This window comes from Streptomyces capoamus (genome assembly GCF_014654935.1).
Lineage (GTDB): Bacteria > Actinomycetota > Actinomycetes > Streptomycetales > Streptomycetaceae > Streptomyces > Streptomyces capoamus.
Window position 1 is genome coordinate 469,380 of sequence record NZ_BNBF01000003.1, and the last position, 10,427, is coordinate 479,806.

Consider the following 10,427-nt stretch of genomic DNA (forward strand, 5'->3'; position numbering starts at 1 on the left):
CCGGTGCTCGGACAGGATGAGGCGGTGGCGTGCTGCGCGCCGATGGTCCGCGAGCCGCTCGGTGAGGAGGCCGCGGCGGGGCTGTCGCGGATGTTCAAGGCGCTGTCGGACCCGATCCGGCTGCGGCTGCTGTCGCTGATCGCCTCGCACGATGGCGGCGAGGCATGCGTGTGCGACCTCACGGCTCCGTTCGACGTCTCCCAGCCGACGATCTCCCACCACCTGAAGGTGCTGCGCGAGGCCGGCCTGGTCGGCTCCGAGCGGCGCGGAACGTGGGTGTACTACTGGATGCTCCCCGAGGCCCTGGCCAAGCTGTCCACCCTGCTGGAGATTCCCGCCATGTCCGCGAAGGCCCCGACGTGAGCGCGCCCGTGCCACTGCTGCGGCGGGATGCGGTCGAGGAGTTGGGGACGGCCGGGCTGGTCGCGGTGGTGGTCGGCTCCGGCATCCAGGCCACCGAACTGACTCGTGGCGTCGGCGTACAGCTGCTGGCCGACTCCCTGGCCACCGTATTCGGTCTCGGCGTGCTGATCGCCCTGCTCGGCCCGGTGTCCGGGGCGCACTTCAACCCGGCGGTCGCCCTCGCCGCCTGGTTCACCAGTCGGCGCACCAGTGACGGCCCGGCCCTGCGCGACGTCGCAGCCTATGTACCCACCCAGATCGCGGCGGCGATCGCGGGAGCGGTGCTGGCCGACGCCATGTTCGACAAGCCGCTGGTGCACTTCTCCACCCACGACCGGTCCGTCGGCCACCTGTGTCTGCGCGAGGTAGTGGCCACCGCCGGGCTGGTTCGGCTCATCTTCGGCCTGGCCCGCGCGGGCCGCGCGCACCTGGCCGCGGTCGCGGTCGCCTCCTGCATCGGCGCCGCGTACTGGTTCACCTCCTCCACCTCCTTCGCCAACCCGGCCGTCACGATCGGCCGGGCGTCCACCGACACCTTCGCCGGTATCGCCCCCGCGTCCGTGGCCGTTCCTCGCTGCCCAATTGGGTCGGCTCCGCCGTCGGTCTGGGCCTGGCCGTCGTGTGTTTCGGCTGCCTGGCCGCATTGAATGAGGACGACGTCGTTGATGAGCACCTCCGGCGTTCCCTTCGTGCTGTTCGTCTGCGTGCACAACGCGGGCCGCTCTTAGATGGGCGCCGCCTTCCTCCCCCACCTCGGCGGCGACCGCGTGCAGGTCCGCTCGGCTGGGTCCGCCCCGGCATCGACATCTCCGCCGAGACGCCCAAGGTCCTCACCGTGGAGGCGGTGCAGTCCTCCGACCTGATGATCACCATGGACTGCGGTGACGCCTGCCCGTACTTCCCCGGAAACGAGCCGGCGGCGTGAGAGCCCCCGTCACCGACATGCTGACCGCGCCGATGCGGGCGGAGCGGACATCGGGGTGGGCGCCGCGATGGGCGGTCCGCTGGCCCTCGCCATCGTCGCCTACGGCGTGACCGGCGCGATGCTCACGAGAGGCGTGGGTGGGCTTCGCTGTTCAGAGAGTCAGTGTGATCGCAGAGACGAGACCGCCGAGGCCGAGGGCGAAAGCTGCCTCTTTCCGACCGCCGCACCCCATGGGAGACAGCAGCCGCCAGCCAACCAGCCGGCCAGGGCCGATGGCGGCAAGAGCGAGGGCGCCGACCGCGATGCACACGCTGTATTCCACCCCGCCGTCGGTTTCCCGCAGGCCGTGAGCGCCAGTGACCGTGACCATCGCGTTGATCATGACGCCGATCAGCGCGGCGGCCGCCAGTGGCGTCAGCAGACCGAGGGCCAGCCCGAGGCCACCGATCATCACGGACAGGCCGCCGATCGCGGCGAAGACGCTTTTCCGGTCACGGTCAGCCCCCGGCTCCCGAAGAATCCGAAGAGTTTCTGAGCACCATCGGCGGCCATCAATAGGCCGACGTCGGCTGAGGAGCAGCAGTCCGAAGTCGGCGGCGGTCGTCGTGGAGGTGGTGTTCCCGGCGACGGTGACAGTGACGGCGTCGGTTCGATGCGCTGCCGGTTTTGGTTCCCTGGAACGAGCAGGCGGCTCAGGACGCGGTTGGTCAACATGACAACGCTCCGGTTGAACGCCAGAACGGGCGTTTCCCCCAGCTCGGGCAGACCCCGAGCAACCGGTGATGCTGGAGCCCGCAGCACCGCGGCGGTAGCCCGCGCGGGCAGCCGAACGGCGTCGCGTCAGTGGTCCTGCCTCGTCTCGTCATCACGATCGGGGTCGCTCGGGCCAAGCCGCACGCAGCACTCCCCGGGCTCGGGGGCCAGGACAGCCTGCACCCCGTTGACCTCCAGGCCGTGGAGGTAGCCGGAGAGGAAGGCATGGTTCATGCCGCACACCAGCTCAGGGGCCTTCGCGGCCAGCGGATGGAAGGGGCAGTTGCGCAGCCGGAGCTGGGTCGGGGTCTCCCGGACGGGTTCGTAGCCGTACTCGTCCAGCAGCGACTCGCAGGTGGTGAGCCCGCGCTCGGGGCCCAGTCGGCCCGGGCGGGTCTGCTTCCGTGCGGCCTCACCCAGCTGCCGGCCGCGCTGCTCGGCGGTCCGTACGGCCGCCTGGGCGGCGTTTTCGTCGGTGCCCTCGGTCAGGACGGCGTCCAGGAGGAGGTCGGCCAGGAGTTCGTGACGGCGGTCGGGGATGCTCACGGTGATCTGGGCGTCGGTGGGTTCGTAAACCTTGGGCTGCCTGCCGACCTTGCGGATCCCGCCAGGCGTTTCGTAGCGCGCCCGCAGCAGGCCGGCGTCGACGAGCTTGTCCAGGTGGAAGGCGGCGAGCTTGCGGGATATGCCGACGCTGGCGGCGGCCTCGTCCCGGGTGACAGCACGGCCGGCACGCCGGATGAAGGCGAACATGCGTCGGCGCGAGTCCTCGCTCAGGACGCTGACGGAGTCGATGGCGCTGTCGGCCGCGTTGGCCTGCGCAGTCGGATCAGAAGCCACAAGACCACAGTATCTCCCATCTGCCTGGGCACAAGTGTTCTTTTGGCGCTGCGTAGTGCAGGTCTTGACGCCATCCCTCAATAAGACCAAGATTTATTGGTGAAACGAGAGGGAGGTTGCGATGACCCGTGAGTCACAGCTTCAGGCGAAGCGCCCGGTCAGCGCGCTGCTCGCCGGCCCCTACGGCCACCCCTTCCACCCGATCCTGGTGACCGTGCCGATCGGAGCCTGGGTGACCAGCCTGGTGTTCGACATCGCTTCCCACGTCGTGCACCGGCCGGGGTTCCTGACCCAGTCCTCACAGTGGCTGATCGCGGTCGGGGTGATCGGTGCCCTGCTGGCGGCCATGGTCGGCTTCCTCGACCTGTTCGCGATTCCCTCCGGCACACCGGCGTTCCGGACCGGCCTGGCCCACATGACGCTGAACCTGCTGGTGACCACCGCCTACGTCGTCAACTTTCTGTGGCGGTACAGCGGCTACACCGGTGGCGGAAGCGTCGGCATCGGCCGGCTCGTCCTGTCCGCGCTCAGTGTGGCGGTGCTGGGCGTCTCGGGATTCCTGGGCGGGAAGCTCGCCTACCGCTACGGCGTGCGTGTCGCCGACGAGGCCACTCAGGCCGAGGGATACACGCCCAGCAGCAGGAGCACGCGCACCCCCGCGTGATGAGACCCCCGCCACCTCCCACTCCGGCTGCCGTCCTTTGCCGGCTGCCTTCAATGTCAACTTCACTTGCACCTGGGAGTTCCCATGGACATCGCCGCACTGATCGCCTGGGTGGTCACCGCCCTCGGCGGCTTCTACATGCTCGGCATCTGGATCCAACGCGGCGGCATCCGGCAGCAGCAGTCCGGCACCAGCCGCCTGCCCGCACCCGTCGTCTTCGGGCACTTCGCCCTGGCCGCGATCGGATTGGTGGTCTGGATCATCTACGTCGTCGCCGACAAGAGGGCCCTGGCATGGACCGCCTTCGGCCTGCTGCTGCCGGTCGCCCTGCTGGGCTTCGTGATGCTGGCCCGCTGGCTCCCCGTCTACCGTGATCGTGCCACGGCCGGGGCGCCGGCAACCGCCGCAGGCCCCGCTGCCGAAGGGACGGTCCCTGCCGAACGGCACTTCCCTGTGGCGGTCGTGCTGGCTCACGGTCTGCTCGCCGTGGTCACCCTCGTCCTGGTGCTGCTCACCGCCCTGGGCATCGGGGGCAGCTGATATGAGCGAGCGCCACAACGTCACCGCCGCCCGGATAGACCCCCTCGACGGGGAAGGGGCGATACCCGGGCGGCCCGCCTTGCGGGTGGTCCACGAGCCCGACGGGGTCGACTTGGCCGCCGCGGAAGCCGCGGCCGGCCAGTTCCTCACCGCCCTCGGCATCCCCACCGCCTCGGAAAGCCTGCGCGGTACACCGGGGCGGATGGCGCGCGCCTACGCCGAACTCTTCACTCCGCGCCCCTTCGACCTGACGACCTTTCCCAACGACGAGGGATACGACGAACTCGTCCTGGCCCGTCGCATACCGGTCCGGTCCGTGTGCGAGCACCATCTGCTGCCGTTCGTGGGCACCGCGCACGTCGGCTACCTGCCTGGTGCCCGGATCCTGGGTCTGTCCAAGCTGGCCCGCATCGTCGAGCACTTCGCCTGCCGCCCGCAGGTGCAAGAGCGCCTGACCAAACAGGTGGCCGACTGGCTGCAGACCCATCTGGAACCAAAGGGCGTGGGCGTGGTGATCGAGGCGGAACACTGCTGCATGACACTACGCGGTGTTCAGGCCACCGGGTCCAGCACCATGACCTCGACCCTGCTCGGCCTGTTGCGCTCCGACGCCCGCTCCCGCAGCGAATTCCTCGCCCTGACAGGTGCAGCCTCGTGATCGTGGCCTCACACTGAGTGCGGTGATACACCGGTCGTGTGTGGACTGCACCTGGTCAGATCATTGTGGTGGACAACGATCCCCCGCCCCCATTTCCGGGGTTCACCGGCACTGCAACTTTCGGACACTGATCGCCTCGTCCCAGGAGTGACCCTTGGAAGTGCAGGAACGGAACTTAGCGGTCCAGTTCCGCTTGGGGGTCTGGCTCATCGTGGTTCCTGGTCGGGCTGGGGCGGGACGGGGGGTTGCGGCGGTAGGTGGTGAACAGGCCGGTGGCGATGCCGGTGACCTCGTCGGCCAGTTCCCTCAGCGCCTCGGGCGCCTCTTCGTCCTGTAGCCCTGTGAGTTCCTGCAGCACGGTGACGGCATGGTCAGAGGGGAGAGGAGTGAGGCTCACCGCCATGCCGCCGCAGGGCAAGGACGCCGATCCGCTGCTCGTGCTCACCGAGGCCGCCTGGAGCGCTACGGCCTGCCGCTCCATCTCACCGACGAGGAGCGGCTCGCCGGGCGGATCCCGGAGAAGCACAAGGTCATCAAGCAGCTGTCCCGCGCCGACTGGAAGCTAATGAAGCGCGGGTTCGAACCGTGGGCCAGGATGTACCGCGCCGCCACCGGCTCAGAGCGGGCCTGCGACCAACTCTGCATCCGGCCAGTACTGCGTGGTCTACGCGGCCAACGGACCCTCGCCGCTGGACTTCCTGCCGTACCGGGACGGCAAGCCGCTGCCCGGCGGCTTCAAGCTCGGTATCAACCCGGACCTGGTCAAGCACGAGGGCACCCAGGACGTCCTGTGGGGCGAAGAGGTCCGGGAGCGGTTCAACGCCCCGGAGCTCAACCTCGCCCGGTACATCAAGGACGGCACCGTCACCGACGTCGACAACGGAGAGCAGGAGTAGGCCACGATGAGCCTGTTCGGGGACGGCCTGGAGGCCGCGGTGAGGAGGCGGTTCACCCGCCCAGTGCCGAAGTCGGCCGGTGCGCAGATGCGATACATGGTCAAGCAGCTCAAAGGCACGAAGGCGGTCGCCCAGATGCTGCGGGTCTCCCAGCGCACCGTCGAACGGTACGTGAAGGACCAGATCAAGAATCCGCGCCCCGGACTCACCGCGCGCCTGGAGCGCGAGGTGAAGAAGCGGTGGCAGCCGCAGATCCGGGCCAAGGTTCGGCAGAAGGCGGCGACCACCGGCGGCATCGTCATCGACACCCAGGCGTGCATGGGCTACACCGCGCCGATCGGGTCGACGGACGAGGACCGCGTCCGGCACCTGATCGTCGCCCTGCCCTCCAGTACGCGGCCCGCCTCTTCGAGGCCCAGGAAGCCGGCGCCACCGACCAGCAGTCCAGCAGATCGTGGCCGAAGGGCTCAAGGAGGTGTACTTCCAGGACAGCGGCCGCCGCGCAGCGCCTGGGCGTCTCGATCCGCACCGTGCAGCGCTACCGCGCCGGGGCCCTGACGACCCTGCAGGTCCGCCGATCGGCGGGAACGTCCAGAGGGCGGGGCCGGCTACTCGCGGCGGGGGAGTTCCTCGGGGGTGGGCGCGTGCTGATGAGGATCTGTGGAATCGGCCAGGCTGCTCCTGGTTCCCCGTGCAGTTGACCGCTCAAGCGCGAGTGTGTGGCGCCGGTTCTCGAACTGGCCGGCCGTCAGAGGCGACTCCGAGGGGCCGAGCGGTGGGCCGAGGAAAGGTCGGTGGGAGGCGGCACGAACCACGCTTGTTCTTGAATGGTTGCTCATGTATGTTCGTGCCATGCCCAGACCCCGAGAGTTCGAGCCCGACGCCGTGGTGGACCAGGCCATGCTGCGCTTTTGGTGGCGGGGCTATCGGGCGACGTCCATCGAGGATCTCGTCAAGGCGACGGGGGTGAAGCCCGGCAGCCTCTACAGCGCGTTCCCCGGCGGCAAGCACGCACTGTTCCTGAAGTCGCTGGAGCGGTATTCCAAGCTGATCGTTCCCCAGAAGCTGGGCGAGCTGGCTGCGCCAGGCGCCTCACTGGCCGCGCTCCGCGGGTACTTCGACGGCCTGGTCCAGGATCTGCTCAGCCCGGAAGGCCGGCAGGGGTGCCTGCTGGTGAACACGGCGATCGAGAACGCCGCCGAGGACGACGAGGCTGCCGCCGTCGTTCGCGGACATCTCGCCCGCCTCGAGCAGTGCATGACCACAGCCTTGCGCAATGCCCGCGGCGCGGGAGAGGTGCGCGCCTCGGTGGATCCGGCCGGTCACGCCAAGGTGCTGGTCGCGACATGCCAGGGGCTGATGGTCGTGGGGAAGGCGAACCCCGACGCCACGGTACTGCGCGCCATCGTCGACAACGCTTTCGCCGTGCTCGTCTGACGCTCGACCGTTGGGGCCACCGCATGCGGTGGCTTCTTTTTCGGACCAATAATTGAACCCCTATTCAAGAACGGATCCGCTCATGAAGGCCATCGTCATCTCCGCCTACGGCCCCCCCGAGGTCCTGCACATCACCGACCTGCCCGACCCCGTCCCGGCGCAGGGGGAGGTGTTGATCCGGGTCAGGGCATTCGGCCTCAACCACGCGGAGGCATACATGCGCGCGGGTGCCTGGGGCGAGGTCGCGGCCGTCCCCGGCATCGAGTGCGCCGGTGTTGTCGAGGCCGACCCTTCGGGTCGGCTCGCCCCCGGGACCCCGGTCGTGGCGATCCTCGGAGGCATGGGCCGCACCCGCAACGGCAGCTACGCCGAGCTGGTCACGGTCCCGGCCACCAATGTGGCCGTGGTGGACTCCGCACTGGAATGGGCCGAGCTGGCGGCCGTTCCCGAGGTCTATGCGACGGCGTGGTACGGGCTGTTCGGCAATCTGGGCCTGCGGCCCGGCGAGCGGCTCCTGGTGCGTGGAGCGACCTCCTCCCTCGGCCAGGCCGCGGTCAACCTCGCCGTCGACCACGGTGCGAGGGTGCTCGCGACCACCCGGAACCCCGCGCACGCGCCGCTGCTGAAGGAACTCGGCGCCGAGGACGTCCTCATCGACGACGGCCACCTGGCCGCGCAGGTCGACAAGGGCACGACCCCGGTAGACGCGGTGTTCGATCTCGTCGGCAACAACGTCCTGCGCGACTCCCTGGCCACGGTCCGCCTCCGTGGACGAGTCTGCCAACTCGGCTTCCTCGGCGGCTTCGAGCCGGTGCGCGACTTCGATCCCATCGCCGATCTGCCCACCGGAGTGCAGCTCAGCTTCTTCGGCAGCGCGTTCGTCCTGGGCAGCCCCGAGTTCCCGCTCGCCGACGTTCCCCTGGAAGCGATCTACGCCAAGGTCGAGTCAGGGATCTTCCCTGCAAGGCCGGCACGGGTTTTCCGTTTCGACGAGATCGTCGAAGCCCACAGGGTCATGGAAGCGGGCAGCGCGCTGGGCAAAATGGCCGTCACCGTCGGCTGAGAACTCGCCGGGCTTCATCACAGCCAGCGGGCGGCAAGCCGTCAGAACAAGGTCACCCCGCCCGCGGCTTGAAACCGCGGACAAAACTGCCGAGCCCAGCCACGGCTTCGGGTCCTGGGCGACCTGACCGAACCCCGGCGGGGTGTCAGTCGAAACGACGGACCGGACCTGATCACTTGCGACGGGCGGGACCTGCGGTCCGACGGCGAGCAGCACGCTACGCGGTGGGAATGAGGCAGAGCAGGTCTGTTCCGCCCCTGAGCGCAAGGTGGGGATTTTCAACGAGTCCCATCAGCAGCGACCAGCGGTTGCCCGGCCGCTCGAAATACGCGGTGCGCACCCGTTCCGCCAGGCCTTCGGTCGGCGGCACCCGCAGGAGCGCTGCGATCCTGACGTACACGCGCAGCGCGTCCATCTCTGACGGGCGCAGTCCGACCAGCGTCTCCCCGTCGGCGGGACGGTCGCCTGGTGGCTCGGGGGCGGGGCTGGCGTCGGTGTATGTGAGCGCATCGTGGCCTTTAGGGGAGAGCCGTGCCGGCCCACAGGATGGGCCGGACCGCGTACACGGACAGCTCCGCGCGCATCTCCCGGTCGGCCAGTTCGGCCAGCCCCTGCCAGGCCGCGGCTTCCACGGCCTGCTGATGGTGGGACTGCATGTCTCCCGACAGCACGCAGCCCCACCGGGGCTGCCGTTCCCTCTCGCGCAGAACCCGCAGTGCCTCGAACCAGGCCTTGCTGCCCGCATGGTCCACCTCACCCTTGCCTTGCGGACACTGGGGAGCCGACGGTAGGAGCCGGGCACTGGTGAGCGCACCCAGACGCCGTCAAGGGCGGCATCGGCAAGCTGCGGGAGAAAGCGCGCGGCGGCGGCTGGAAACCGGGACAGCCCTGGGCCGCCCTCGCCCGGCCCACCTGGCGGCCCGACATCCGCGCCGCCGTGATCTCCCGGGCCCGCATCAACATGCACCGCAAGATGGTCGCCCTGGCCGCGGCCACCGGCAGTACCCTGTCGCGGTCCTCTCCGACTGCGCCGTGTATGCCGCCGACGGGCCCAGCGCGCTGGATGTCTTGCCCTACAACGCTGACGGCAAGACCGTCCCCGGCTCGTTCCGGCTCGGCATCAGCCCGGGGATGGTCAAGCACGAGGGCATCCAGAGCATGCTGTTGGGCGCGGACGTGCTTGAGCAGCTCGCCGGTGACGGTCGCGTGGCCAACCTCGCCCGCTACATCAAGACGGGCGAGGTCACCGCCAAGGACACCGGAGAATAAGGGGACTCGCAGCGATGGTCACGGTCGGGGAAGGACTCGACAAGGCGGTGCAGGGCGCGTTCACGCGGCCCATCCCAAAGACCGCCGGGGCGCAGATGCGCTACCTGGTCCGCCAGCACCAGGGCAGCACACGGCGGGTGGCCGACCTGCTCGGCATCAGCCAGCGCACCGTCGAGCGGTACGTGAAGAACCAGATCAAAACGCCCCGCCCGGAGCTCGCCGACCAGCTCGAACGGGAGGTCCGCGCCCGCTGGCAGCCGCAGATCAACGCCAAGGCCAAGCAGACCGCGGCCACCACCGGCGGCATTATGATCGATGTCCAGGGCCGCTTCGGCTACACCGCCGCACCCGGCAGGACCGACGACGCCCGCATCCGCCACCTCGCCCTCGCTCCGCCCCCTCAACATGCCGCTCGCCTCTTCGAGGCCCGGGAGGAAGGCGCCACCGAGGACCAGCTCCGCAAGATCGCCGCCGAGGCCCTGGGCGAGGTCTACTTCCGCGACAACGACCACCGCGCCCACGGCCTCGAAGTCGAACTCACCGACCTGATCGACCTCGAATTCGAGCTGTAGCCGAACCGGGCCCACGACAGACGGAAGCACGAGTCAGCTACGCCACATCACTGCAGGAAGCTGTCGATGGGTGCCGCACGCCGACTCAGAACTGTCGCAGCCGGTCCTCGCGCACGCCGCGCTGCCGTCCGCGCTCGGCCGCCCGGCCCCCACCGCCGCGCCCGACGAACTGGTGCTTCGCGGCCCGGCTCGCTGTCACCGAACTCGAGCAGTCGTCGCGGCTCTGACACACCGCCCGTGCCATCCGCCGGGGTCCGTCGATGGCCATAGGACGACACAGGTGCGTCCTTCTCATGCGCATCTCAGGTGCGGTTTGGCTGACTGACCACGGGTGGTACCGATGTGAGGTTGCGGCTGGTCGCGCGGTTGCCCACGCAAAAGACGCCGACAGCGGGCGAAAGGTGGCTA

The 10,427-nt window shown here is 69.3% G+C and carries 11 protein-coding genes and 7 pseudogenes; 13 read left to right on the top strand and 5 right to left on the bottom strand.

From position 1 onward, the window contains the following. Window positions 1–3 precede the first annotated feature (3 nt). From IE312_RS08070 to IE312_RS08080, 3 genes and pseudogenes are all read left to right on the top strand, one after another. A complete protein-coding gene (locus IE312_RS08070; RefSeq protein WP_229899316.1) occupies window positions 4–363 on the top strand; it encodes an ArsR/SmtB family transcription factor in 360 nt (119 codons plus the stop codon). Continuing rightward, window positions 360–1,030 (top strand): annotated as a pseudogene (locus IE312_RS08075) (aquaporin); the annotation flags it as partial. The gene IE312_RS08070 and the pseudogene IE312_RS08075, both read left to right, overlap by 4 nt. A gap of 100 nt (window positions 1,031–1,130) precedes the next feature. Continuing rightward, window positions 1,131–1,309, top strand: a pseudogene (locus IE312_RS08080) (low molecular weight phosphatase family protein); the annotation flags it as partial. 169 nt (window positions 1,310–1,478) lie between these two features. Here the strand turns inward: IE312_RS08080 and IE312_RS08085 are convergent. After that, a complete protein-coding gene (locus tag IE312_RS08085; RefSeq protein ID WP_370467527.1) occupies window positions 1,479–1,778 on the bottom strand; it encodes a hypothetical protein in 300 nt (99 codons plus the stop codon). Window positions 1,779–2,167: 389 nt separating this feature from the next. After that, window positions 2,168–2,920, bottom strand: a complete 753-nt coding sequence (locus IE312_RS08090) for a helix-turn-helix transcriptional regulator (RefSeq protein WP_189979697.1) — start codon at window positions 2,918–2,920, stop codon at window positions 2,168–2,170. Between the two features lie 121 nt (window positions 2,921–3,041). Here IE312_RS08090 and IE312_RS08095 point away from each other — a divergent pair, with 121 nt between their 5' ends. The 3 genes from IE312_RS08095 (at window position 3,042) to folE (ending at window position 4,782) form a co-directional block, all read left to right on the top strand. After that, on the top strand, window positions 3,042–3,584 hold the full coding sequence (locus IE312_RS08095; protein WP_189979699.1) for a DUF2231 domain-containing protein: 543 nt from the start codon (window positions 3,042–3,044) through the stop codon (window positions 3,582–3,584). Window positions 3,585–3,668: 84 nt separating this feature from the next. Further along, window positions 3,669–4,124, top strand: a complete 456-nt coding sequence (locus IE312_RS08100) for a hypothetical protein (protein WP_189979701.1) — start codon at window positions 3,669–3,671, stop codon at window positions 4,122–4,124. Window position 4,125: 1 nt separating this feature from the next. After that, on the top strand, window positions 4,126–4,782 hold the full coding sequence (gene folE / locus IE312_RS08105) for a GTP cyclohydrolase I FolE (protein ID WP_189979703.1): 657 nt from the start codon (window positions 4,126–4,128) through the stop codon (window positions 4,780–4,782). Between the two features lie 175 nt (window positions 4,783–4,957). Here folE and IE312_RS08110 read toward each other — a convergent pair whose 3' ends face one another. Beyond that, complete coding sequence (locus IE312_RS08110) at window positions 4,958–5,140, bottom strand: hypothetical protein (RefSeq protein WP_189979705.1); 183 nt, start codon at window positions 5,138–5,140, stop codon at window positions 4,958–4,960. Between the two features lie 9 nt (window positions 5,141–5,149). On the opposite strand from IE312_RS08110, the pseudogene IE312_RS44725 reads away from it, so the two are divergent. The 5 genes and pseudogenes from IE312_RS44725 to IE312_RS08130 all read left to right on the top strand — a co-directional run. Then, window positions 5,150–5,422: pseudogene (locus IE312_RS44725) on the top strand (DUF8841 domain-containing protein); the annotation flags it as partial. Between the two features lie 16 nt (window positions 5,423–5,438). After that, window positions 5,439–5,678 (top strand): annotated as a pseudogene (locus IE312_RS08115) (telomere-associated protein Tap); the annotation flags it as partial. Between the two features lie 6 nt (window positions 5,679–5,684). Beyond that, window positions 5,685–6,183, top strand: a pseudogene (tpg, locus tag IE312_RS08120) (telomere-protecting terminal protein Tpg); the annotation flags it as partial. Window positions 6,184–6,530: 347 nt separating this feature from the next. Next, window positions 6,531–7,115, top strand: a complete 585-nt coding sequence (locus IE312_RS08125) for a TetR/AcrR family transcriptional regulator (protein ID WP_229899287.1) — start codon at window positions 6,531–6,533, stop codon at window positions 7,113–7,115. Between the two features lie 82 nt (window positions 7,116–7,197). Beyond that, window positions 7,198–8,178, top strand: coding sequence for a zinc-binding dehydrogenase (locus tag IE312_RS08130; RefSeq protein ID WP_189979709.1), 981 nt, complete (start codon window positions 7,198–7,200; stop codon window positions 8,176–8,178). A 217-nt stretch (window positions 8,179–8,395) separates the two neighbouring features. Here IE312_RS08130 and IE312_RS08135 read toward each other — a convergent pair. Beyond that, window positions 8,396–8,656 (bottom strand): annotated as a pseudogene (locus tag IE312_RS08135) (DUF6417 family protein); the annotation flags it as partial. A 40-nt stretch (window positions 8,657–8,696) separates the two neighbouring features. Then, window positions 8,697–8,930 carry a hypothetical protein gene (locus tag IE312_RS08140; protein WP_189979712.1) on the bottom strand — a complete coding sequence of 78 codons (234 nt, stop codon included), beginning with the start codon at window positions 8,928–8,930 and terminating at the stop codon, window positions 8,697–8,699. A 71-nt stretch (window positions 8,931–9,001) separates the two neighbouring features. On the opposite strand from IE312_RS08140, the pseudogene IE312_RS08145 reads away from it, so the two are divergent. Then, window positions 9,002–9,447: pseudogene (locus tag IE312_RS08145) on the top strand (telomere-associated protein Tap); the annotation flags it as partial. 14 nt (window positions 9,448–9,461) lie between these two features. Continuing rightward, window positions 9,462–10,019 (top strand): telomere-protecting terminal protein Tpg, encoded by a 558-nt coding sequence (gene tpg / locus IE312_RS08150; protein ID WP_189979715.1) that lies wholly within the window; start codon window positions 9,462–9,464, stop codon window positions 10,017–10,019. The last annotated feature ends 408 nt before the right edge of the window (window positions 10,020–10,427 follow it).